The organism is Phormidesmis sp. 146-12 (assembly GCF_052939495.1).
This window is the reverse complement of sequence record NZ_JBJPHS010000002.1, coordinates 40,413-66,085: the sequence shown is the minus strand read 5'-3', so window position 1 is coordinate 66,085 and position 25,673 is coordinate 40,413. Positions and strand designations below refer to the sequence as shown.

Annotated in this window: 16 protein-coding genes; 12 read left to right on the top strand and 4 right to left on the bottom strand. The window is 49.7% G+C overall.

From position 1 onward, the window contains the following. Positions 1 to 55: 55 nt before the first annotated feature. The 5 genes from hpsA (at position 56) to ACKFKF_RS01445 (ending at position 8,901) form a co-directional block, all read left to right on the top strand. Positions 56 to 5,644: a hormogonium polysaccharide biosynthesis protein HpsA gene (gene hpsA / locus ACKFKF_RS01465; RefSeq protein ID WP_446866047.1), complete on the top strand. Its 5,589-nt coding sequence runs from the start codon at positions 56 to 58 to the stop codon at positions 5,642 to 5,644. Positions 5,645 to 5,675: 31 nt separating this feature from the next. After that, positions 5,676 to 6,449 carry a type IV pilus modification PilV family protein gene (locus tag ACKFKF_RS01460; RefSeq protein WP_446866046.1) on the top strand — a complete coding sequence of 258 codons (774 nt, stop codon included), beginning with the start codon at positions 5,676 to 5,678 and terminating at the stop codon, positions 6,447 to 6,449. 50 nt (positions 6,450 to 6,499) lie between these two features. Continuing rightward, the gene (locus tag ACKFKF_RS01455; RefSeq protein ID WP_446866045.1) at positions 6,500 to 7,546 is read left to right on the top strand and encodes a PilW family protein; all 1,047 of its coding nucleotides are present in this window, start codon (positions 6,500 to 6,502) and stop codon (positions 7,544 to 7,546) included. Between the two features lie 37 nt (positions 7,547 to 7,583). After that, positions 7,584 to 8,117, top strand: a complete 534-nt coding sequence (locus ACKFKF_RS01450; protein WP_446866044.1) for a prepilin-type N-terminal cleavage/methylation domain-containing protein — start codon at positions 7,584 to 7,586, stop codon at positions 8,115 to 8,117. A 196-nt stretch (positions 8,118 to 8,313) separates the two neighbouring features. Continuing rightward, positions 8,314 to 8,901: a pilus assembly FimT family protein gene (locus ACKFKF_RS01445; RefSeq protein WP_446866043.1), complete on the top strand. Its 588-nt coding sequence runs from the start codon at positions 8,314 to 8,316 to the stop codon at positions 8,899 to 8,901. Positions 8,902 to 8,906: 5 nt separating this feature from the next. Here ACKFKF_RS01445 and glgB read toward each other — a convergent pair whose 3' ends face one another. Both glgB and ACKFKF_RS01435 read right to left on the bottom strand, forming a co-directional pair. Continuing rightward, positions 8,907 to 11,204: a 1,4-alpha-glucan branching enzyme gene (gene glgB, locus ACKFKF_RS01440; protein WP_446866042.1), complete on the bottom strand. Its 2,298-nt coding sequence runs from the start codon at positions 11,202 to 11,204 to the stop codon at positions 8,907 to 8,909. Positions 11,205 to 11,526: 322 nt separating this feature from the next. Then, complete coding sequence (locus tag ACKFKF_RS01435) at positions 11,527 to 11,826, bottom strand: 30S ribosomal protein PSRP-3 (RefSeq protein ID WP_446856616.1); 300 nt, start codon at positions 11,824 to 11,826, stop codon at positions 11,527 to 11,529. Positions 11,827 to 11,934: 108 nt separating this feature from the next. On the opposite strand from ACKFKF_RS01435, the gene ACKFKF_RS01430 reads away from it, so the two are divergent. Further along, positions 11,935 to 12,753, top strand: coding sequence for a TIGR01548 family HAD-type hydrolase (locus ACKFKF_RS01430; protein ID WP_446866041.1), 819 nt, complete (start codon positions 11,935 to 11,937; stop codon positions 12,751 to 12,753). On the opposite strand, the gene ACKFKF_RS01425 is transcribed toward ACKFKF_RS01430, so the two are convergent. Beyond that, the gene (locus ACKFKF_RS01425) at positions 12,743 to 13,603 is read right to left on the bottom strand and encodes a tetratricopeptide repeat protein (RefSeq protein WP_446866040.1); all 861 of its coding nucleotides are present in this window, start codon (positions 13,601 to 13,603) and stop codon (positions 12,743 to 12,745) included. The genes ACKFKF_RS01430 and ACKFKF_RS01425 overlap by 11 nt on opposite strands. A gap of 15 nt (positions 13,604 to 13,618) precedes the next feature. Further along, positions 13,619 to 14,806, bottom strand: a complete 1,188-nt coding sequence (gene ruvB / locus ACKFKF_RS01420; protein WP_446866039.1) for a Holliday junction branch migration DNA helicase RuvB — start codon at positions 14,804 to 14,806, stop codon at positions 13,619 to 13,621. 37 nt (positions 14,807 to 14,843) lie between these two features. Here ruvB and ACKFKF_RS01415 point away from each other — a divergent pair, with 37 nt between their 5' ends. From ACKFKF_RS01415 to ACKFKF_RS01390, 6 genes are all read left to right on the top strand, one after another. Continuing rightward, a complete protein-coding gene (locus ACKFKF_RS01415; RefSeq protein WP_446866038.1) occupies positions 14,844 to 15,380 on the top strand; it encodes a hypothetical protein in 537 nt (178 codons plus the stop codon). Positions 15,381 to 15,512: 132 nt separating this feature from the next. Next, complete coding sequence (locus tag ACKFKF_RS01410) at positions 15,513 to 16,361, top strand: ABC transporter permease (RefSeq protein ID WP_446866037.1); 849 nt, start codon at positions 15,513 to 15,515, stop codon at positions 16,359 to 16,361. Between the two features lie 232 nt (positions 16,362 to 16,593). After that, entirely contained in the window at positions 16,594 to 17,700 is a 1,107-nt protein-coding gene (locus ACKFKF_RS01405; RefSeq protein WP_446866036.1) for a radical SAM/SPASM domain-containing protein, read from the top strand. Positions 17,701 to 17,853: 153 nt separating this feature from the next. Further along, positions 17,854 to 19,140: an ABC transporter ATP-binding protein gene (locus tag ACKFKF_RS01400; RefSeq protein ID WP_446866035.1), complete on the top strand. Its 1,287-nt coding sequence runs from the start codon at positions 17,854 to 17,856 to the stop codon at positions 19,138 to 19,140. After that, positions 19,133 to 21,001, top strand: coding sequence for a methyltransferase domain-containing protein (locus ACKFKF_RS01395; protein ID WP_446866034.1), 1,869 nt, complete (start codon positions 19,133 to 19,135; stop codon positions 20,999 to 21,001). The genes ACKFKF_RS01400 and ACKFKF_RS01395 overlap by 8 nt, the downstream gene beginning before the upstream one ends. A gap of 140 nt (positions 21,002 to 21,141) precedes the next feature. Beyond that, positions 21,142 to 25,563, top strand: coding sequence for a glycosyltransferase (locus ACKFKF_RS01390; RefSeq protein WP_446866033.1), 4,422 nt, complete (start codon positions 21,142 to 21,144; stop codon positions 25,561 to 25,563). Positions 25,564 to 25,673: the final 110 nt, after the last annotated feature.

Below are 25,673 nucleotides of genomic sequence, written 5' to 3'. Positions count from 1 at the left end.
TTCTAACGAGACTCTTTGCATCCGACCCTTTTTCTTTCTGCCACAACTAGCAGCTATGTCAAACCGTAAACTCGCTAAGGCAATCCAGGGGCCATTTCGCCAGATCTGGAAGCTCTACCAATCCCTCACCAAACGGGTGATCTTGGGATACATCCGCACCGCATTGATGACCCAACGTAGGACGCGATCGGCTGCGGGCTTTATTTTGCCAACGACTGTTTTGCTGATTTTGGTGGTGACGCTGACGGTGGGGGCCCTGACCCTTCGGGCTTTTAACCGCAATACCCAGGTGATCGGGCAAAGTCAACAGCGCGTGATCTACAACGCCGCCACGCCAGCGATCGATCGGGCCCGTGCCAAAATCGAGTTTCTGTTTGACCCTAGCAAAGACACACGCTATCCCGGTGGGGTGCCGTCCGAGTCCACGCTGTTGGGGATGATGCTCAATGATGGTCAGCCGCTGCCGGGGGGCGGTAGTGTGACTACTCTACGAGTTCGCCCAGTTGGGGGAGCAGTTACTGATGCTTTTGATCCTTACCAGTTGCCAGATGAGGAGCGAGTTGACATCAATCGCGACGGTAGAAATGACAACGCCTGGTCTTTCCGTACCGATACCAATGGAGACGGTAGGGCTGATGCGACGGTCATCTACTCAGTCATCTTTAGCAGTCCGACCGACACGGCAAACCAGGCTAACCCTGCGAGTCAAGCAGACCCCAACGAACTGCTGCTTCGTTTGAGTGACCAAGAAAAAGCTAGAAGCTTGTGGATTCGGCAGGGGCCACTCAGTAACGAAACAAGGGCGCAGAATTGCAACTTTAATACAGGCACCAAATCAGGTTTGCGAGGCTGGTTTGATGACAGGTCAAACACGTCAATCTTGAAGAAAAACTTTCAGGTTGATGCTTTTGTCGTCCCTGATAACCCTAATGCAACTGCTGTCACTTTAGAATTTCAGCAAGATCGCCAGCTAAACCGGGGCAACAAGTGGGGAGCTTGGTTCCGCAACGACTTGGAAGTTTATCCAGGTGCCCCCTTTAACTGGAATGGTGCAATGCACACCGAGGGGAGTCTGGTGATCGGTGGAGACAACAACTTCAACGCGCATCTCATTAGCTCTCCTGCATCTTGTTTATTTACGCCCGATGCATCTGAGATCACCGTCACCAACATTACTCCGACTGCGGAGCAACCAAATCGTGACTTCCTGGGGTTGGTGGCTTCTGGTCGCGTAACGGATACTGCTGGCAGCGGCAGTTCAACAGTTTATCTTCCTACTGCCAATCCGACTGGCGTAACGCTAAATACGGCATCAGATGGAGTGGGCAACGGAGTCGCTAGTCCCATCCAAATCTCGATCGACCCAGCGCTCATTCTGACTGAAGACGGCTATCAGGTCAGACCGGGGCAAGGCAGCAGAAACAATCGGGAAGGAAACCGCAACGACTGGGCAAGAGTTGAGGCAACGTTCCCGCAGCGACTTCGTACAGACCCGCAGGTTGCGCCCTATGTGGATGACTTGTATCGGGCAGACGATCGCTGGGGCCCTAAACCCAGATATGACTCAAAAGAAGAAAATAGGATTACTGCTCCTTTGAGGATGGGTGAGCCGATTGTTGGCAAGCCTGAGTTAACTTCGAGCGCTTCTTCAAATCCAAACCAACCTGCTGAAGGAGTCGGGCTGGATGGCTATTGGGAGCGGCGCGCCCGCAATGAAGGGATGCGTATCCTCGTCGGTGAGCGACTAGAGCTAGGCAACGTCAACACATGGGTCACTCCGCGATATGACGCTGCTGATAATGTAATTAATGCGGCTACCGAGCGAGAAGGTGATCCGCTGATTCCGCCAACTGTCATTCCTTACCCAGCGACACCCGCAACCGGAGCAAGTGGTGTCCGTCACATCGATTTGCAGCGTCGCACCTTGAGAGATAACGTGTCCGCTGTGCAAGCGACTGCTGTCTATCACTCAGATAGAACTTTGAATGAAGGGAATCCTGATTTCCCGATCGCTTGTCTTGCCAGCACGGTTCACCCCGGAACGCTGACGACGCTGCGCCAGTCGGTTAATTTCTTGCCCACATTGTTTGCGTCAGGCGCAACCGGAACGACGATCGGCGGCGCAACCGACCCAATGCTAATGACCGATTTCTTTACGGGTCGGGGCACCAACGGCTGGGAGTTTCTGCCTCCTGGTTCGGCAAGCGACACCAGTACGTTAGGTCAAAGTGCTGCAACCTTTATAAGAAATGTCAGTGATCCGAGCAGTGCTTTGAGAATCGCGCTGACCAACCTAGCAAACTTTGCTGGCGACCCTGATGGCGCTTACCCACCCAGACAAGAGGCTGCTGGAAGTTCGATCATTCACCCCTACCCAGCCCTGACTATGTGGGGGAACTACTCTAACTTGCGGCGAGTTCTCCAGAGGCTTGAAGCTGGGACTACATACGCAGATTTGAGCATCGCTGACAAGACCTATTTGCAGACGGCTGCTTGTACGGTGGGTATGTTGGCCTACAACATTGAGCAGATTCGCAGATTTGACCCCGCTAACCCAGCCAACGACGTTAAGTACAACTTTGGACTGACAGGAGTCACATCCGATGCCAGCAAGAACGTCATGTATGAGTTGGCAGAAACCATTGAGAATCTGATGCAGACCAACGATGCCACCAGATCCTTTATCGGCGTTTTGCCACGCGGTCAATTGGCATCTTATGGGTACAATCCTGCTGCGACAGACGCGCAGTTCAGCCAAAATAATTGGAATGCAAAAGACTACTACAATGTCCCGCCAGAGGCTTGGGTCGGGGCAATCAGACAAGCTCGTCTAAGAGCAGGCATAGACATCACCAAAGATCCTGTGGTGCGGATGGCTGAATTGATCATGCTCAAGTATCAGATTCGCCGCGATCGTACCTTTGGGTTTCGACCATCGCCCATATTTGGTGAATACATCTTCAACCGGACTGAGAATCCAATTAGTTCTAGTTCTACTAGCCTGTTCATGTTCCCATCCGCTTGTGACCCTGACGAATTTACTTTTGCCCCCACAAGTCGAGGCATGTCTACCCCTGCTACTACAACTCCCTCTACTCAGGGCACAACCGCATTAACCGCTAACCCTGCTGGGTATGCTCAAGGAGGACGACTGGGTAACTACAGGTTCTTCCTATCTCGCTTGTGTGGCGCAATCAACAATTACACACCTGGTAGCCCTGAAAGGGCTGAAAGGGCATCCGTCTTACCCAAGTTTCCGGCACTCTACTACCTGTTCCCCGAAGAAAACCACGAACTGGCTGGCCCAATCAATAATGAGCCTAATGAGCCACGACCCATCCCTCCACTAGCTGGTTCTCTTACGCCAGCGGTTCCCGATCCCGCCGCTAACTTTACTGCTGACAGACGCGGTGAGTATGACACTCGTCAGCCTGGAAGTATCACGGTCGCTGCACAGCAACCGCAACCAACCATTGGAACTTTCAATGCTCAAGACAAAGAACCCTATGTAGTTGATGACTACATCAGAAATACTGTGCGTCCGGTAAACAGTACTGGAGCTAGATTCCGTGTTGTAGACTCGACGGCTCCAACCACTCCCGCCGAAAACCCCAGAGCAAATAATTCCTCTATCTACTTCCCTAGACTGACTCCTGTCGATAGCGTCGCTGCCAACAATGGACGAGTCACGCTGAGAGGCACTGTCGCCAACGCACCCAACCGTTACCCGGATGAAAATCTGGCTCCTTTTCCTGTACCCGATCGCTCTGTGAATGCGGTTGCACTGATTCCAAGAAGGGTAGATTTCTCAGACTGGAAGTTGCCCTACGAGACAAACCCAGCGATATTAGCAGCGGCTCCGGCTCCAGCCATTAGCGGTGGGCCCAACATCCCAACCAATTACATTCTCGCCCCCACCAGCGGCACCGACAGAGACAGCAAAATGACTCCCCGACCCGTTGCGTTGGGCTTCCTCGATCGCGCCTTTTTTGACGGTCGTCAACTGATGCTCACTCGCACAATGGACATCGATCTGGGGATGCTCCGCAGCAAGCAAGCTGGAACAGACATCTGGTTACCCAAGAGCGGTATTGTCTACGCCTTTAGAGAAGATGCGGTTAGAGAAGACGCGATCGCCCGTCCTGCTGGCACTGGTATGAATCTCACCAACCTAGCAGCCCAAATCGATCCAACGATTCCTCTAACTGCGACCAATCGAGGGGTTACGGATAAACCGATCGACCAGTTGCCCGATCCCGATCGCCGCGTTCACGGTTTCCGCCTTCGCAACGGTTCACAGGTCAAACGCAACAGCAGTTTTGAAGGCAACGTTATTTCAGGGGTCGGCAGCGATCAAAACGATCGAGGTCTTTCCTTCTTTAGTGACCAATCCGTCTACATTCAAGGAGACTTTAACCTTCACCAAAACGGAGCAGACACCGAAGCAGGCACAATTCTAGAAGAATTTAGAGACCTCCTCCCTGCTGACGCTGCCTATACCCCAGCCCAGTTTTACGGTCGGAGAAACATTGACGATCGCTTTGCCAACACCGACCCCAGCAGAGCAGCTACTGAGAAAGACCGTTGGCGACCCTCAGAAATCTTAGCTGACAGCATCACCGTCCTCTCTTACACCTTCTGTGACGGCAGTATCGCTGACTCTTTTGTCCGCCCCGCAGCAAGCATTCCAACACCCACAGCTACCTCTGGCACCACAGCCGCCTATCCATCACCGGACTTCGGTATTCTCGCCGATGCAGGAGCAGTAAATAATCCTGGGGGTAACTACACGCCTTACGGCAGACGAGAATTTGGCTTGTACGGCCCCGGTTGCATTAATGGAAACAGCAACTACGGCACCTCATTCCATAATCAAAATCGCCCTAGCCAACCGATCGCCGCTACCGCCGACTGGGTGAGAGAAAACTCTTCTCCCTCAACGCTGCCTCAACGTAGTTCTAACTATCATGTTGACTTCACTTCACCGATCAAAATCTCGCGCCTCGGCTTGCCTCTGACCGAAGCCTCACGAACAACTGCGGCAACACCAGCGGAAGTGACGGCTGGCACCAAGCCCCCATTACCCCTCCCTACTCTCTACAACAGAGACAGTTACTTCCCAATTGGACAGACCCTTGACGTAGGGAGACAGTTCACTCTACCCGCAAATACTAGGGTCAACACGATCATCGTCGGTGGCATCAATCCTTCTCGCTTAAACCAGGGCTATGGTGGATTGCACAACTTCCCTCGCTTTTTAGAACGATGGGGAGCCGGAAACAACAGAAGACTCAACTTTTCGGGGTCATTTCTGCAACTCAGCTTTACCAATTACGCAACCGCACCTTACGAATCAGAAGCCTGGGAGCCTGGACAAACCCCTGAAACTGGCAGCAACAGCTATAGATACTATGAACCGCCCACTCGGATTTGGGGTTATGACGTAGCGCTCCAGTTTAATCCTGCCAGCCCCGCAGCCTCTCGATTTGTAACTGCCAGCAAAAACCGCAACGAATACTACACTGAGCCACCCGCCAACGACCCCTACATCAACAATCTCTGTGAGACCGTTGCGCTCTCAGCAAATCGTCAGCGCCTTGGGGTGCCAGCCGATGCCAGAATCAACTGTCCCAGACCGTCTTAAGGAGACTGAGATGTTACAAGGTTCAAGTTCTATGACCTCAGAATCACGGTCTCCCCGTTTGGCAATGCGGTTTGCTCTGAGTCTCACCCGCCAACTAAGCGCAAATCGCCGCCACTCAGACCGGGGGCTGACTCTCATCGAAGGACTCGTAGCCATCATCGTGATCACCGTCACCCTGGTTAGCATCCTCCCGCCCATCTTCTGGGCCACGGGCACACGAGTCCAAAACCGCAAAGCCGAGCAAGCCTCTCAACTCGCTCAAGGCGAAGTCGATCGAGTTCGTACATTCGTCGAACGGGGAGGATATACCCTTGCTCAACTCCCTCCAGCCACCGCCACAAACGCAACCATTCGTGGAGACGGTACGGTGCCTGCCCCAACGATTTCCAGTGGTACTGTATTGTCCTCAAACTCAACCTGCAACACTTATACAGGCACTCCACTTCCCGTGGCGCAGTATCTCCCCCTAGACACCGAAGGCGATTGTAGACCCGAATTTCTAATGCAGACTTTTCGCAGCCCTGGTGTTGATGCAAACGGAGAACTTACCCCAGTTGGTACTGCTGTCCCCGATGGATTCGTGGTAGGCGTTCGGGTCTATGCCAGCGTAGCGGAGGATGCGCTAAGAGCGGGTCGCGGTCAAACCCAGCAAGCCACCTTAAAAGGCACCTCTGGATTGGGTGCTCAACGTATCCGCCCGTTAGCAGTGCAATACACCACGATCGTTAAAAGTGGTGCCAGCCAAAACTTGCAAATTTTCCGTACGCTCTGCCCATTAAGCGCCAGGACGACTGGACAATGCTAAAAGGCAGTCCCTCACCCGATGAATCAGGACGATCGAATCAGGAAAGAATGATGGCTAAACAACAAAAATCGCACCCTCTTCGGCTCTGGTTCTATCGGAAAAAGGGCAACCTCAAAGGGTTCACCCTGATCGAGCTTCTAGTGGCCCTATTCATTGGAGGAATCATCGTCACGCTGCTGCTCTTTACCGTAGTACAGCTTCTTCAAACCAACCAGCGAGAAGCCTCCCGAAGCGACACCCAGCGCGAAATGCAAATGGCGATCGACTATATCTCCCGTGATTTACGTGAGGCGGTCTTCGTTTATGACGGCAGATGCTTGACACCATCAGGTGATCCGACCTGCCCAGGACTAACGAATGCGCTTCCGACCGAAATTGCTGGAAGCGGAAACACGGAAAATATTCCCGTTCTAGCGTTCTGGAGAGTTGACCCCTTACCTGACCCTCTGATTGCAGCTTGTTCGACAAATGCACGGGCGATCGCCACGACTGCAAACAATGCCAACTTGCCCCCAGCAATTGTTGGGGTTCCCTGTATTTCTCGTCAGATGTACACGTTAGTTGTCTACTCACTGAGTGGACGGGCTGAAAACAACTGGAGAGGTAAAGCTAGAATCAAGCGCTATCAGCTTCCACAATTTACCTTTACGCCCACCGCTAGTGCAGGTGGCAATCCTCAACCAACTCCTGGCTGGTATTATCCCGCAGGTCAAGACACTACATTTTCTCGTTGGCCGCTCGGTTCTAACGGAGTTCCTTTAGTAGCTAGACCTGGGATGAGTGTTAATACACCCAACCAAGTCCTTGTCGATTTTGTTGATCTCAGTGGCAGTCAAGCCACCCCTACTTGCCCGGCACCCACTACAGATTACGTACTCACCCCAACTACCGCGCCGACCAATCCGTTGACCAATACGCCTGCAAGAGGGTTTTACGTCTGCGTCAAAGGAGCGGTCAGCAATGGCACCCTCAACCAGGAAGTTGTTGTGCGGATTCAAGGCAACGCCGCAGGGAGACCTGGAATTCCCCTTAGAGGCAGTGTTCCGATTCCGATGGAGACGCGAGTGTTGGTTCGTGGCGTGTTGAATAAGATTTAGAGGGCTGTGATTTGCTGTGCTTTTACTGGAGAAGAAGATGAGAAGGCGAAAATCAAAGAACTCGATCGCAGGCTTCACCCTGATCGAACTATTAGTTGTGATTTTGTTGATCGCCGTCCTGTTTGCGATCGCCTCTCCGAGTTGGATCGCTTTTGTCAACAATCAACGGGTCGGTGCGGCGAGAGGTCAAGTTTTTGAAGTGCTGCGATCGGCTCAAGCCGAAGCAAAACGCACCAAACTCAGTCGAGAAGTCTGCTTTGACAACAACGGCAACGACCCACGAGTAGCAACCGTTCAATACACCACAAACACCGTCACCTGTGCAAACCGGACGATCAACACCTGGCAGTCGATCGGCAACCTCAAGCCCGGAACGATTCGACTCAGTGCAACTCCTGCCACATCCAGAGTCATCTTCGACACAGACGGCAACTTGATTCCAACTTCTGCTGCGGTTGGCTATACCATCACGATTCGACCTGGAGCTGCCCCAAATCCGCGGCGGTGTGTGACTATCAGAACGCTCTTAGGAGCGATGATCGACGGATCTGGAGACGACTGTCCGGTTTAGCGACACTTGTCATCGTTAAGAATGAAGCGTTGAAAATGAAGCCCGGTGCCTGAAACTTTTGTAAGGACTGGGCTTTGTGCTATTCAAGTGCTGTCTGACCGCATCTCATGCAGAAAGCTTGCGTGGTAGATCAAGCAGGCTCGATTTTTAGGGAATTCTGATCTGTGAAATACTCTCAGCATCAGGGCGATCGAACATGCATCTGCACCCTTCAAGTTTCCAAAAAATTGGAGTAAGATTCAAACCTGACTCAAAGCTACAGTTTGGCCCATCTCGAAATCAAGGATTTACGCTAATTGAAAGTCTGGTTGTGGTGCTGCTGATTGGAGTCCTGGTCGCGATCGCTGCCCCAAGCTGGTTAGCCTTCTTGAACACCCAAAAATTGAACATTGCCCAGGGTCAAGTGTTTGAAATCCTGCGGAAAGCGCAAAGTACCGCCAAGCTCAAACGTATCAACCAGCAGGTCAATTTTAGACAAAAAGATGGTCGAGTTCAGTGGGTGATTCAATCCACAGCCCCAATCACTGACCCCGATCGCCTTCCCTGGAGTAGTTTAGACCCAGGCATCCAACTAGACCCCGATGAGACTAACCCTCAGGCAGACAAATTTGGCATCCACAAACTCCAATTCAACCACTACGGCGAAGTAAATGGCAGAACCGGAAGAGTCACCCTATTTGTGTCAAACAGCCCTGCCAAGCGATGTATAATTGTCTCCACGCTAATTGGAGCCATGCGAACCGGGCAGAACCGTCCGACGCGGCTAGACAATCCCTGTGATTGAATAAGCTACTCGCTGTCTTTGAGAGCAGCTTGAGTTTTGGCACGATCGAGCTTCAAGATCAGCGTCGCTAATGGAGGGAGACAGAGGTCGATCGAGTAAGGACGATTTTGATAAGCCCACTCATCCGTCCATTTACCGCCCAGATTACCCATATTGCTGCCGCCATAATCACGGGCATCACTGTTCAAAAGCTCCGTGTAAAATCCCGGCTCTGGTACGCCAACGCGGTAGTGACTGTGAGGTTGAGGCGTGAAATTACAAACAACAATCACCGACTCATCAGAATCTTTGTCACGACGAATAAAAGACGCAACACTGTGACGGTTGTCGCTACAGTCGATCCATTCAAACCCTTCTTGGGCAAAGTCTTGAGTGTAGAGGGCGGGTTCGCGACGGTAGAGCGTGTTGAGCGCCTTCATAAAGTCCTGTAGCTTTTGGTGTGGCTCAAACTGCAAGAGATGCCATTCCAAATCGCCCCAGACATTCCATTCGCTCCACTGCCCAAACTCCATACTCATAAACAGCGTTTTCTTACCTGGATGGGCAAACATGTAGGCGTATAAGCAGCGCAAACTCGCAAATTTTTGCCATTCGTCTCCCGGAATTTTGCCAATCATGTTGCTCTTGCCATGCACCACTTCGTCGTGGGAGAGCGCCAGCATAAAGTTTTCGCTGTGATTGTACCAGATGCTAAAGGTAATGTTGTTTTGGTGAAACTGGCGAAACCACGGGTCCATGTGGAAGTAATCGAGCATGTCGTGCATCCAGCCCATATTCCACTTGAGATTGAATCCCAGTCCCCCGACATAGGTTGGCCAGGACACCATCGGCCAGGACGTGGATTCCTCGGCGATCGACAGCACCCCCGGAAAATAGCTGTAGACCACATGGTTCATTTGACGCAGAAACTCAGCCGCCTCAATGTTTTCTCGACCGCCATACTGGTTAGTCACCCATTCGCCTTCTTTGCGGCAGTAGTCTAGATAGAGCATTGAGGCAACCGCATCGACGCGAATTCCATCAATGTGGTACTTGTCAAACCAGAAGACGGCGTTAGAAACCAGGTAGTTGCGAACTTCGTTACGAGCGTAGTTAAAAACGAGGGTGCCCCATTCTTTGTGTTCGCCTTTACGCGGGTCAGCGTGTTCGTAAAGATGAGTGCCATCAAAAAACGCCAGACCGTGACCATCTTTGGGAAAATGACCCGGCACCCAATCAACGATCACCCCAATGCCGTTGGCGTGACACTGATTGACAAAGTACATAAAATCTTGAGGCGTGCCATAGCGAGACGTGCAGGCATAGTGCCCCACCACCTGATAGCCCCACGAGCCATCAAAGGGATGTTCAGCGATCGGCAACAATTCAATATGAGTAAATCCCAGCTCCTTCACATAGGGAATCAGCGTGGCAGCCAATTCTCGATAGGTCAGAAATCTGGCTCCTGGCTTAAGTTCGGAGACGACAACAACAGGTTCAGTTTCTCCGTTGGGCAACTTGGCAGGCTCGGCAGAAGAAGCATGTAGCCACGAGCCAATGTGAACTTCGTAGACGGAAACAGGCTTAGTTAAAGGCTCGGTATGACGGCGCTGCTCCATCCAATCCTGGTCTTGCCACTGGTAGGAGTCGAGATCAGCGACGATCGAGGCTGTTTTGGGTCGTGCTTCCTGCTGAAATCCGTAGGGATCGGACTTTTCGTAGATGTGCCCGTCTTGGTTTTTGATTTCGTACTTGTAGTGAGTTCCGACCCCTAAGCCAGGAACAAACAGTTCCCACACGCCCGTCGAACCCCTCCGCATCTGGTGTTTGCGCCCATCCCAATAATTAAAATCTCCAATCACTGAGACGTTGCGGGCGTTGGGTGCCCAAACTGCAAAGTAGACCCCCTCAACTCCATTCTGCTTGGTGAAATGTGCCCCCAGCTTTTCGTAGATGCGGTGGTGGTTGCCTTCAGAAAAAAGATGGGTATCAAAATCCGTCAAGAAGGGAAACTGGAAGGCGTAGGGATCATAAATGACGCGATCGTGCTCTCCTTCCTTGACCCGTAGCTGATAGTTGGCAAGTTCGGGGGTGTCGATCGTGCATTCAAAAAAGTGAGGATGGTAAACCGACTGCATCGGATATTCGGCCCGCTGCTCAGGAATCACCACCCAGGCAGCGTCTGCGTTGGGCTGATAGGCTCGCACCACCCAGACTGTTTTGCCATCGCGCTCGATCGGATGGGGCCCCAGCACCTCAAACGGATCGTGATGTTGGTTCCAAATAATCCGTTCAATTTGATCGGGAGCGATGGTCATCGACATGAGCTACCTGCCTTAAATAAAATTGGCTAAAGAAATCTAGAGAAGAAAAAATTTAACGTTCTGTCATAAACCGTATCAAATCATTGTAAAAGTCTCAAATTCTTGACGTAATTTTGTGACTATTTGGGAGTTGAGGAATCTCGGCAGCTTTTTGGATCTTTAGCAGTAAGGACTTCTTAGATAAGTTAAACCGATGAAAGATATAAACAAAAATGATGCCATTTGTAGACTACACCACCAGGGTATAAAACAAGCCCCAACTCGCTAAGATTGCAAGTTAAGGGCTGTTCTGACCGATTCAAAAATTGATCTCAGTCAATCCTCAAGCGCTACCTGTAAAGGTGACTTCAGGAAATTTTGCCTGAGCTTCTGTCATAGGACGACGTTTGCCCTCTTCTTGCCAGTAGTTGATCACCTCAGTCGCTTTATTGAGCAACTCAACGCGATCGGCTTCGGTAATCCAATGTTTCTTTTCGAGTTCAGTTTTTAGCTGTTCCCATGCGTCGTTGCGCGGCCAAAAAAAGTAAGAAGTCAAAGGACTCGTGCCCTTGCCAACCACCTGATCCACCGCCAGTGCCACGTTCTCATCTAGCCAGAGAACCTTTAGAATAAACTTCGTCAATCCAACCTCCAGCGCAGTCCCAAGCTTTGATTACAATCAGCTATTCTACCGTACTGTTCTGGTCTGGGGGTGAAGATTGAGAGATTGAGTGTTAGAGAGGAGGATTTAGTGAGTCAAGCAGTGAATTTGAAGGGAGCGATCGTCATTTTTGACATTGATGGCGTGGTGAGGGATGTCAGCGGATCTTACCGTCGCGCTCTGGCTAATACAGTGGAAAAATTTACTCAAGGAGCCTATCGTCCCTCATCGCAGGAAATTGATGCGCTCAAGGCAGAAGGCGTTTGGAACAACGATTGGGAAGCGTCGCAGGAGTTGACGTATCGCTACTTTGAAGCTCAAGGCACGTCGCGAAGTTCGCTCAATCTCGACTATTCAGAGCTGGTGGCGTTTTTCCAGTCTCGCTACCGGGGAACTGATCCTGACAATTGGACGGGCTATATCTGTCAAGAACCGTTGCTAATGCAGCCCAAATATTTAGACAGTCTGACCGAGGCAGGCATTCACTGGGGCTTTTTTAGTGGGGCAACCAGAGCCTCCGCAAATTATATATTGGAGAAAAGACTGGGGCTGCGATCGCCTCTCTTAGTCGCGATGGAGGATGCGCCCGGTAAGCCTGACCCCACGGGACTATTTGCCAGCGTCCAATCCTTTGCTGAGAATGCTTCGCTTCCTGTGATCTACGTCGGCGACACCGTTGCAGATATGTACACAGTGGAACGGGCCCGTCAGATTCAGCCCGATCGCCGTTGGATAGGGGTGGGAGTTTTGCCACCTCACGTTCAGGAAACGAGCGACCCCTTGCGGGCATCTCAAGGAGATCGCCAATCGGCCTATGCAGAATCTCTGCGACAAGCCGGAGCCGAAATCGTGTTTGCCAACGTGCAGGAACTAACGGCGATCGCCATTCAGCAATTGGTCAGGACTTGAGGCTCAAGAATTTCTCTAAAGAAGCAGTGATGGCGGGGGGCCAGCGACGAATCGTTTTTACCCATTTCAGGTCTTTGTAGCGGCGATCGAGTCCCACCGCAGACACCCACTGGCTTTCCGCTTCGCCTTGTTTGCCCTGTACCCAGAGCGCCGCCGTCAACGCAGCCCGCATATCAGCAAATTTGGGATACTTACGAACCAGATTTTTCATCGTGCGAATAGCTTCATCGGTTTCGCCCAGTTGGTATTTAATCAGCGCGTAGTTGGCACGGGCAAAGGCGTACTCAGGAGCCATGTCAGCCGCTTTTTTAAAGTCAGCCGCCGCGATTTCCCATTGTTCTAGTCCAGCCTCGGCGTTCCCGCGATTGTTGTAGGCGGCTGGGTCTTTGGGATCAAGTTCTAAAACGTGGTTGTAGTCAGCGATCGCGGCTTCCCACTTACCCAATCCTTCGAGTGCAGTGCCTCGGTTGAGATAGGGATCAGGAGCCGTCGGAGCCAGTTCGATCGCTTTGTTGAAATCGGCGATCGCGTCTTCAAGTTTGTTCTGACTGACTCTGGCATTGCCACGATTACTCCAAGCAGCCCCACTATCGGGCAGTTGTTTGATCATTTCAGTCCAGTAGCCCTCAGCCGTCTTAAAGTCTCCTTTATTGGTAGCTTCAAAGGCTTTCTGCCTCAACTCCCCGACTTGAGAAAACATATCCAGCGCAGTCGGTTGGGCAGGCACGTCTTCAACCGTCGGCACAGGTGTAGAGACAGGAGCCTCCTCCGCTAAGACAGGCAGGGTAGAAAATTCGACGATCATCACCAGCAAAAAAGCCAGCAAAGATTTCAGCAACAAGCGACTCATACGACAACTCCAGATTTAGGACAAAAATGACATTTGGCTGTCGGGTGGCTGGTAGCCAAGATGTTTCCAGGCGGCGGCGGTGGCGATTCTTCCCCGTGGGGTGCGGCTGAGATAGCCAATTTGCATCAGGTAGGGTTCGTAGACTTCCTCGATCGTTTGGGCATCTTCTCCCGTGGAGGCGGCGATCGTTTCCAACCCAACTGGGCCGCCGTTGTGCCGCTCGATCATAAAACTTAACATGCGTCGATCCGTCCAGTCCAATCCGCAGGGGTCTACGTTGAATAGCTCCAGCGCCTCTGCTGCCACGTCTTGAGTCACTTTGCCCGAAGATTTGACCTGAACATAATCTCGAACCCGCTTTAACAGTCGGTTAGCAATCCGGGGCGTTCCGCGAGAGCGCCGGGCAATTTCGCTGGCTCCATCAGAAGTAATGGCCGTATTCAGCAGACTCGCCGTACGGAGAATAATTTCTGTCAGTTCATCTAATTCGTAAAAGCGCAGACGTTGAATCAGCCCAAAGCGATCGCGCAACGGAGAAGTCAAAGCTCCTACCCTCGTCGTCGCGCCCACCAGCGTAAAGGGAGGTAAGGGCAGCGATCGAGTTCGAGCACTTTGACCTTTGCCGATCGTCACGTCGAGTCGAAAATCCTCCATCGCGGAATAAAGCAGTTCTTCTGTAATTCTTGGCAGACGGTGAATTTCGTCAATAAACAGCACGTCGCCGGCCTGCAAATTCATCAACAGTCCAGCAATATCGCGGGGACGCTCTAAAGAAGGCGCACTGGTGATTTTGCAATTGACCCCCATCTCAGAAGCGAGAATCAGCGACATCGTGGTTTTGCCCAGTCCAGGCGGGCCATAGAGCAGCAGGTGATCCATTGATTCCTGTCGGGCTTTGGCGGCTCGAATGGCAATATCTAAAACGTCTTTGAGATCTTTTTGTCCCACGTAGTCCTGCAAGCTTTGGGGACGCAGGTGATCTTCTTGCTTGCCGTGTTCTTCGGGTTCTGACTCTGGTTGGAGCAGTTCTTTAGCCGCTTTTTTGTCGCGATCGTCTGGCTCTGGTTGTAGGGCGACCTTGGGAGGCTTTTTGGGAGGCTGGCCGCCGCCATGCGAATCGGACACCGAGAGGGGAAGCTGTCCCACTGGTGTATCTAGATCTTCTGGCTCAAGCGCCTGTTTTTTAGAGGAGATGATCGCCATAATTGAGTACAATCATACCCATGAACGCCAAAAAAGTATGACGATTGACCCGACTTTCATCGTCCCTGACTCCATTTCTTTTGAGGAGGCGATCGCCCTCACTCAATCTTTGCTGTCTAAAATTGAGCAAGAGGGCCTGTCTGAGTCAGATGCCGCAACCGTTGCCAACTTAGTCGCGACTGAAAATGGCGCACGAGGATTTTTTGTCACCTATCTAACCGACGCTCGTCCATTGGCGGATCGACCTTCTGAAGAAGTGGTGGCAGCGCTGCGATCGTCCCCCTCAATGGTGTCCGAACTGCTGGTCAAAAATCTGGCCATGTCCACCGCCATGATCTTGGCTCACACACGCAGTCAGAAGCTTGATTTAGCTAAGGGTTCAGAACGAGTGCAGCGACGCACGACTAATCTAATTCAACAAACTCAACTGGCAGAGGTGCAAACCAAGGTTCAGAGTTTGCTAGAGAGCATCGCATCTGGCACAGGGCAGTATCAAAGCTTTCTAGAACGCTGGGGCTATGATGCCGAACAAAAACAAGCGATCGCTCAGGCTTTACAGCAAGTCGTCACCTGATATCCTGTCTACCAGCGAGAACATGAGCGGATCTGCTTTCTCATCGTTGCAATCGATGTTGCAATCGACTCAGCGTTTGACAGTTGTCTCTTCCTCAGATCTCGCAAACATTTAGCGAAGGGGAACGATCGCTTGTTAAAACCAGTCAAGGCAGTTGCCCGCAAAGTTATCCAAAAGCTGCCGACTCATCATCCGTGGTGGACAAAGTTGGATCTGCTGAAAACGCTTGTCCAGAGAGATTTGGAGGCCCGTTATAAAGGATCAGTTTTAGGCAACCTCTGGTCACTAATTAACCAACTCGCTCAACTGCTGGTCTATACCTATCTGTTTTCAATCGTCCTTCAGGTCAAACTCAAACTGCCTGGTCTTCCCGCCAATAATTTTACTTATGGTCTCTGGCTTTTTGCGGGACTGGTGCCCTGGACGGCTTTTACAACAGGCTTGGTGCAGTCCTCTGTGTCAGTGATCGGGCAACCCAACTTAGTCAAAAAGGTTGTTTTTCCACTGACCTTACTGCCGTTGGTGCCCGTTTTGTCCGCCTTTGTTGAAAGTTCATTAGGCTTGATGGCTCTGATTTTGTTTGTAGCATTTACCAGCAATACTATTCACAGTACACTTTGGCTGCTGCCGCTGGTTTGGGTTCCTCAATTGCTTTTAACCGCGGGATTGGGCTACTTGATGGCAGGGTTGACTGTCTTTTTGAGAGACATTCCTCAGACGATCGGGGTTCTGGTCAATCTTCTGTTTTATGTGACCCCGATCGTTTATCCCGTCTCAATTATTCCAACCCAAATCAAACCCTGGGTATTTTGGCTAAACCCTTTGGCAGTCCTGGTCGAAGTTAACCGCGATCTGATCCTGGTTGGCGAAGTGCATCTGTGGACGGAATGGGGAGCTACGTCGGTCGTCTCCCTGGTTATTTTTTGCGGGGGACTGTGGATTTACAAGCGCCTCCGTCCTGCATTTGCAGACGTTCTCTAATCGAGTGACCCCTTAAATTCTCCTGAATCATTTCAGGTAAAAAAGGAAACTTTAAAGACATTTCTTTTCCTCCCAAAGGGGGTTAAGGGGATCTCCAAGAGTTTGGAAGTATACCTGGAATAGAGAGCCGATCTCAGGTCTTTAGAGTTTGGGCGATCGCTTAACAAAACGATGCAAGATTAGCAGGTTATCCTGAGTGCTATGTGTGTGAGTCAATTGCGGAGAAGTAGCCATGTCTTTGGTGTCAACGTTGAGAAGATATGTTGAAAAGTTGTTGCCCGTGCTGGAAGAAGACAGTTTGAGTGTCTCAGAAAGTGTCTCAGACAGCGTTTCAGGGCGTGTCCTGCCTTCAGTCGAGGTCAGTCCACTCCAGAGCTACCCAGAGCCATCCCCAGAGCCATCTTTAGATGACGAAACGGATGAGCCGCCCCTTCTCGAACCTTCTGCTCAAACCCGCCCTCTGACGGTCACCTATCCCTTTACGATCTTTAATATTGAGTTGACCAACCGCTGCCCGTTCAAGTGCGTCATGTGTGCCAGAACGAATAACATGACCCGCGCTCAAGGACTAATGGAGTTTGATCTGTTTCAGCGCGCGATCGATGAGTTTGTCAGGGCGAATCCCAAAGCGGCCAGAGAGTCAGAAGTTTGGCTACATGGATTTGGTGAAAGCCTGGTGCATCCAGAGTTTGCCAAGTTTATGCGCTACGCCAGCGATCGGGGGCTTCAAACGGCTCTGTCGATCAATCCTTTCATGCTGACCGAGCGAGTGGCGCACGACTTATTAGAAGCGCATCCGGCTCACCTGTACTGCTCACTAGACGGACACGACAACGCCTCTTTTGAGCAAATCAGAGGAGTCAAAAACGCCTACGATCTCTCTAAACAAAGACTGCTTGATTTTCTTAAGCGCAAAGTTGAAGGCGGCTATCAAACGCGGATTACCTTGTCGATGATCAACTTTCCGCTCAACGAAGGCAGCATTCAGCAATTGGGTGACTATTGGCGATCGATTCCTGGGATCGATGAGTTTCTCTCCAAGTCTTTTATCAATTGGGATGGCAATGCTCAAGATGTGAACGTTCTGGCAGCTTCTCAAACCCTACAAAAACCTTATGTGACCTGTGACTTTCCCTGGCGGCGCATGACGATTAAATGGGATGGCGATGTAGTGCCTTGCTGTCTGGATTACGACAAGCGCTATGTACTAGGAAATCTAAATCATCAAACCCTGGCAGACATCTGGAATGGCGCTCCCATGCAGGCGCTGCGTCAGGAATTTATCAGCAACGAGGTGACCAATCCCCTATGCCGAAACTGTGAACAACTGCGCGCTTAAGTGAGATATCAACCGCATTCTCTAACCAGTTTTTTTAGAGCGCAGACTGACTGGGTGCATACACACAGAATCGATAAAGTTTAGTGGTATTCTTTAGTGGGTTTTGGGGTGTTGTCTGGGTGTGAGGCAGTTGTTAGCTGGCAGTATCAGATTATGGGTGAGGTTGCAATTTCACTAAAAAACGTCTCCAAATGTTTTAAGCGCTACGCACGACCCGTCGATCGCCTCAAAGAAATTTTGCTGCCTCGCAAGCAATTGGCAGACGAGTTTTGGGCGCTTAAAGACGTAAACTTGCAGGTTTTGAAAGGGGAAACCCTGGGCATCATTGGGCAAAACGGAGCGGGCAAAAGTACACTCCTGCAAGTAATCGCGGGGACATTGACTCCCTCTGCGGGCGAAGTGAAAGTCAACGGGCGCGTCTCAGCATTATTAGAGCTTGGAAGTGGCTTTAATCCAGAGTTTACAGGGCGACAGAATGTGTTTTTTAATGGACGCATTTTGGGATTAAGCCAGCGACAAATCGAACACAAAGTCGAAGAGATTGCCGAGTTTGCTGACATTGGAGACTTCATTGATCAGCCTGTCAAAACCTATTCGAGCGGCATGTTTGTTCGTCTAGCTTTTGCGGTCGCTGTCAGTACTGAGCCTGATATTTTGATTGTCGATGAAGCGCTGGCCGTCGGGGATGTTTTCTTTCAGCAAAAGTGTTTTGAACGCATTAGAAAGCTCAGAGATGGAGGCACCACGCTCCTGTTTGTCTCTCACGATTCTGGATCTGTTTATTCGCTATGTAAACAAGCTGTTTTATTTGAGGCAGGCAGGCTAGTTTTGAGAGCCGATGCCAAACAGGTGATTGATTTATACGAAGTCAAACTGCTCAAACAAAACGATCGCGAACTAGAAACGGTAGCGATTCAAGCGCCTTCTGAGACAGGCTCACCTCAAACTAACTTCTCTAGCAGCGGATCTGATGTCGTTGCAGTTGTTTCACCAGAGCTAAAAGTTTACTCCGTTCAACTATTGGATGAAGACAACCAGAAAACAGAGTTTGTAATCAGTGGTCGATCGCTGCAAATTGTCATCGGTGTGGAATTTTTGGAAGCATTTGATGACCCCGTAGTGGGCTTTATGATTCGCGATCGCACGGGCTTTACAGTTTTTGTCAATCATACCTACGGACTTGATCAACCAATTGGGTCAGTGAATCAAGGCACCACGATCGAGACTTGTTTTCGGGTCAACGTCCCGCTTGCAGAAGGGGATTACACGATTACGATCGGCGTTTCAGATGGAGGCAGAGAAGGATACTTTGAGCGCAATATTGCTCGTGTCCACAATGCCGCTTCTTTCAAAGTTTTGCGAGACAAAGAAACCAGGGGTTGGGGAGGAATTGTCAACCTTTACCCAACTGTCGAGACCCACAGGAAAGCTCATGTTTGAATCGATTATTCAGCAGTTTAAACACTCTCAATATGACTTTAGAGAGACTGCAAATCCTGACGATCCTCTGATTGATTTATTTGATGACTGGGTTGATTACTATCGATTGAAATGGGCGATCGCGCATACGCTAAAGCCGACTTCTATTTTAGAAATTGGGGTGCGGTTTGGCTATTCTGCTGCGGCATTTCTCAAGGGCAGTCCTGACGCTCACTATGTGGGAATTGATATCGATTCAGATCAGTTTGGCGGCGTTAAAGGCGCTATCAACTGGGCTAAAGAAATCACGCGATCGTTTAAGGCTGATTTTTTGATAGAAGATACCCAGACGATGCAGCAGTTTCCGGGTGATATCTATGACTTAATTCATGTGGATGGACAACAAGATGGAAATGGCTCTTTTCATGATTTAGAGATTGCTTTTCAACAAGGGCGATTTGTCTTAGTGGATGGTTATTTTTGGACGCAGTACAACTTTTCATCCGTCAGCGAGTTTCTGCTGCGATATGCAGATCTGGTGGAATGGTATGGCGTGATTCCAGGATATGCAGGCGAACTTTTGATCAAAGTTTCTGAATCCTATTTAGCGCAAATGAGACAACGCCGAGCGACTTCGCAGTTATCGCAAGGGTCACTTTTAGCGGACTCATCCGTTCAGCCTCATACGCTTGACTACTGCACTAGAGACTTTAGTGCTTATAAATCCTACCGAAAATACAACGGCAAAAAGTTAGAAGATCCCAGACTACAAGCGATCGTCGCAATCGCCAGCACAAAACACTCTGGCAGTCTTCTTGATCTGGGCTGTGGGCGAGGCGAACTCAGCTATTTCTACGCTCGAAGAGGGTTTAAAGTGAGTGCAATTGACAAATCTGAAGCCGCGATCGCACAGACCAAAAAGTGGTTTGAAGACGACCCAGCCCTGCAAGAAAAAGTACAGCAAAAAAAAGTACATTTCCACTGCGATAACATCTGTACCGTTGAGTTACCTGAAAGAACCTATGATTTAGCGATCGCTGCTAATGTGATTGAGCAATTATCAGTCGAGGACGTTAACACCCTGTATCGGCGAGTTTCTCAACAACTCAAGTCAGATGGGTTATTGATCATCCACACATCTCCCAACCTCTGGTATTACCAATATGACTATGCACGCAGACGGAGGCTTGCTGCTTCTATAGGAGCTTATCTCCCGGCACAACCCCGAACGTCTAATGAAGTGTTGATGCATATCAACGAGCAATCTCCACGGGTGCTAAAACGTCAACTTAGTCAGCATTTTGAGCATGTGTTGATTTGGTTTGCCACTCAGAGCAATCTGGGAGGCAGTTTATTGAGAAAATTTTCTAAACAGGACGTGCGATCGGCTTCCAGTTTGTTTGCGATCGGGTCTCACCAACCGATCAATCCCACTCAAATTGCAACCCATCTACACATGCCTCCGCTGCCAGAGATTCCCGTTGATAAGATTAAACTAAAAGCGAGGCAAGTCCCTACTGAACTCACAACTAATAGAAAATTTTCTATCTCAGTGGAGTTGACAAACAGCAGCGATTTTGTGTTGAACAGCTATTCTCCAAATCCTGTTCATCTCTCTTATCACTGGATGAATGAACAAGCCACCCAAAGAATTGTGTATGGCGGAGAACGGACAAAACTGCTGCCTCCACTGACACAAGCATCCGGTATACTCTCATTTAATCGACAGGTAGCAACGACCTATCAAATGCAACTTCAAGCACCTACCCAATCGGGCCGCTATGTGCTCAGATTGACCCTGGTGCAAGAAGCAATTCGCTGGTTTGATGATCCGCCGACCTACCTAGCAGAAGATTTTATCGTGACGATTTATGAGCCTTAAATCTGGCTTTTTGAGCGTCATTCAAGATAGAAAAATTGGATGCGTGGATCGGAAGTACAAGCTTATTGTAATGAACAGTCTAACCTTGAAAAACAAACGTAATCTGAGTAGACCCTTGTTGCAGGCTTAGGAGAAGGCGGATGAGTTTGAGATATGTGCAGGTATTAGATGCGTTAGATTTTGGCGATGCAGTTTCTAATCAAGTTATCCGGCTCCATCAAATGCTTTTAGAGCGGGGAGAAAACGCTCAAATTTTTAGTAAATATGCAGACCATCGGGTAGAAGCCTATCGCCGCCCTTTCTCTGAGTTTCAGATGGATGAAGATGTGGTTTTGATCCATCACTTTTCGGGCTACTCAGAACTTGCACCCGAAATCGTGGGGCTGAGAGGGTACAAGATTCTTGCTTACCACAACATCACGCCGCATACCTTTTTTGAGCGGGGCGATCGCCTCTACGAATTCTGCAAAAAAGGGAGATCTCAACTTCAAAAAATCATTCACCACTATCATTTCGCGATCGGAGATTCTCCTTATAACTGTCAAGAAATTGCAGCTTTAGGCTTCAACTCAGTTCAAGAATTGCCGATCGCGGTGCCAGTGCCACCCAGGACTTCTCCTGCCGAGCGATTAATCGCTGATTTGAGAGGGGATGCCGATAAAGTTTGGCTATTTGTAAGTAGAATTGCTCCTAACAAACGACAAGATCTCCTGGTTGATATTTTTGCTCATTATGTGACCCAGCATCCTGACCAAACGCCCCATTTGTATCTAGTCGGTCGGTACTCAGAAGAAGATACTTACTACAGTAAAATTGTCTCCAAAATTCAGCAATATGGGTTGAGCGATCGCATTACACTCTCCGGAAAAGTCGAAGATGGGGCCCTGCCTGCTTATTACAAAGCGGCTGATTTATTTCTGTGCGCGAGTGAGCATGAAGGATTTTGTGTGCCGATCGTCGAGGCGTTTAACTATCAGATTCCTGTGGTTGCTTATGCCTCAACTGCGGTACAAACCACCTTGGGAAGTAGTCCCGGTGCATTAGATAGCCTGGATGTTAAAAAAGCTGTCGATCGCATTCATTCTATCTTTAGCAATGAGCGACTGCGACAAGACACCATTCATCATGGACTGCGGCAGGCCAATCGGTTTAGTCCATCCACGGTCAAACAAAGTTTATATTCAATCTTAGATGAAATAGAACGCTCAAATGCTCAAAAAGAGCCGCTCAAAGTTTCAGTCGTCATTTGTACTTGCAACCGTAGTGATTATCTGTTGAGATGTCTCAATTATCTAAAAGATCAGCACTATCCCCATTTTGAAGTCATCGTGGTCAACGGCCCTTCTAAAGACGACACGATGCAGGTTCTCGCCGATCGCAAAGAAGTCAAAATTGCTCAAAACTCCCTGAGAAACCTGTCAATCTCACGGAATTTAGGCATCGAACAAGCGTCGGGTGACATTGTTGCTTTCATTGATGACGACGCGCTGCCCTACGACAATTGGCTCACAGAAATTGTCAACCGCTATCAAGAGATTCTCCCCGGTGTCGTAGGAATCGGCGGACGCACCTTTTTTGCAAATAACTTTTTCTTTCAGTTTGAGGCAGGCATTACCGATTTGTTTGGAACCGCTGCCCACGTACACCTCACCGATCCCCGCGTAACAGATACTAAGTTTTATCGCTATCTGATGGGGACAAATTCAACCTTTTTTAGAGAAGCGCTGGTTGCCGTCAATGGCTTTGATGAACAATATGACTACTACTTAGACGAAACGGATTTAGCCGTAAGATTGCAGCAGGCAGGCGGTCTACTCGCAAACGCCAATCAAGCTTACGTTAGACATGAGTTTGCTCAAAGCCACAACCGTTTAGGAAAATACAACTTTAACTGGAAAGTTATTTCCAAAAACACAGTTTACTTTGGTATGAAGAATGCCAATAAAACCACTTCTATCGTCAAAAGAGTGGCAATCACCGCAAAAAATATTCTTAAGCAACGATGTCTAGAATTTATTCGAGCCTGGTATGGCGGCGACTTGGGGCTAAAAGAGGCGCTCTATCACTGTAGTTGCGCGATCGCAGGGGCTTTGCGCGGTTATTATGATGCCTGCTTTCCTCGAAAATTTTCTCGATCGCTCACGGCTCCAACCTTGCCATTTCTGCCTTACTTAGAGGTTGTCGAAACGCATTCCCCCGCTAACCCTTTGCCGCAAAAAATGCACATTCTGATCATCTCTCAAGAATTTCCGCCGCACGCTTTTGGAGGCATTGGCGCATACAATCAAACCCTTGCTAGAGAATTGATTCAGCTAGGGCATGAAGTGACGGTGATCAGTCGTGGCGTTCAAGATGCGACGATTGTCGTCGGCCCGTTTACTCATATTCAAGTGGCCGTGGTGGAGTATGCAGACTGTTTGCCTGAATATCCAATTTTGTCTAAAAATCTGGCCTGGTCTAGAAAGGTCGCCAAACTGACTGAAACGATTCACCACGATCGCCCCATTAGCGTCATTGAATCGGCGGTCTGGGATTTTGAAAGTATTGGCGTTTTGGCGTACCGTTCTCAGCTCAAGGTGCCTTTGATGGTTCGATTGGTCACGCCACTCTTAGTCTCAATGGAGATCAACGGCTGGCAAATGAATCAAGACTTGAAACTCTGTGCAGAAATGGAACAGGCGTTGGTGAGTCATGCAGATGCGGTGGTCGCCATCAGTCAGAGCGTCAAAGACTCTTTTGTGTCGGCTTATCAAGTAGAACCGGACGATCGCTGGTCGGTGCAGCTACTCGGCGTACAGCCCTGGCCTGCCTACAGCAATTTTACAAACTACGGCGAGCTACCCAAAGATCTTCAGCGTGGAGAAATTCAAATTCTCTTTATCGGGCGATTAGAGTCTCGCAAAGGCATTGATATCTTTCTCAAAGCGCTCAAAATCCTCATGCCTCAAGATTCGCGCATTTCAGTCTGGATTGCGGGCAAAGACATCGAAGGTTGGCAAGAAAAGGTCGGATCGATTCTAAACCGCACCCTGCAAACTCGCGTACAGTTTCTCGGCATGGTCACCGAAGAGCGGCGAGAATTGCTCTATGCCAACTGTGACTTTATGGTGTTTCCTTCGCGCTACGAATCGTTTGGGCTGGTGGCGCTCGAAGCGATGGTTCACCAAAAGCCTGTGATCGGGGCGAGAGCCGGGGCAATTCCTGAAGTCGTGACCGACGGCGAATCGGGGCTTTTGTTTGAGCCTGACAATCCTAAAGACTTGGCACAAAAAATTCTCAAGCTCGTCACGGATGATCACCTCAGACAGCGGCTAGGCGTTGGGGCAAAGCGGAGAGTTGAGGTGTTGTCGGCGAGAAATATGGCAAAAGCCAGCGTCAAAGGCTACACAACGTTGATGGAGGCTCTGATTACAGTTAAGTCCTTTAGCCACCCTACGATCGAGCAGTTTGAACAAGAAGTCGTCAAGCGAGAAAGAGAGCTTCAAAAGATGGAACATGCCACCGATGCCAACGTGTCTACTCCTTTAGATGGAGCCAATCCTGCTGATCTGCGGGCAGACTGGGAAGTTACCAAACCCAAGATCATCGGCTGGGGCGTATTGAACTCGATCGCTAACCGGGTGATCGTTCCCAAGGCGGCAAAATTCATTCATTCAGTGCTGTACAACTCCATGCAGATGCAGACGCTGATCAACCGCACGCTGGTCGCCGAAAACCATCAACTAAAATCTGAACTAGAACGATCGCGCCAGAGCTTCGAGAATAAGCTAGAACAGGTTGAAAGGCGAATCGAAGATAGGCAAGAAATTATGGACACTGAGTTATTAACTATTAAGACAGAGCTATTCAATTTAATTTCTAGTGTGAAAGTTGACATTAGAGAAAGGGCTGAAGAAACCACGCAAGAGATTAAACAAGAAATTAGTGATCTGAGAGAAGATCTGCGAGATTTAAAGCGACTGCTGGATGAGACCAGAATTCAAGTCATTATTGAAGGGGAAGTGATCAGAAGCGAGCTTTCTTATCAAGCAAAAACGCAAGCTGCACCCTCGATTCTCAACCCAGCCAAACTTGACCAGTGTTTTGATCTACGACTCAATCTCGGCTGTGGAACAAAAGTCATGGAGGACTACATCAATGTAGATGAGAGAAGTCTTCCTGGCGTAGATGTGATTGCAGATGTGAGTCAATTACCCTTTGAGAAAGGCAGCGTCTCAGAAATCTATGCGGCTCACCTAGTTGAACATATGCCGGAATATGAGCTTAAGACTCACGTTTTACCCTACTGGTATGATCTGCTCAAACAAAACGGCAAGCTTGTGATTATTTGCCCTGACGCAGAACATATGCTGATGGAGTATTCAAAAGGGAATTTCTCCTGGGATGCTTTGAGAAAAATTACCTACGGGGCCCAGGATTACGGCGGCAACTTTCACTACAACATGTTTAGCGCTCAGTCGCTATCGGCTATTGTTGCAAGCTGTGGATTTAGAGAGGTCACCTGCACCAACGCCCTGCTTGTCAATGGCTTTTACGAGATGCAAGTTCAAGCGATCAAATAGATTGCTTCTGCCTCCTAACCCTCCATTTTGGGGGACTTTAAGACAACGCTAGTTTAAAGTCCCCCACGGGTGATGCGGATTCCGCAGTGGTAACATCTTGCAAACTAACT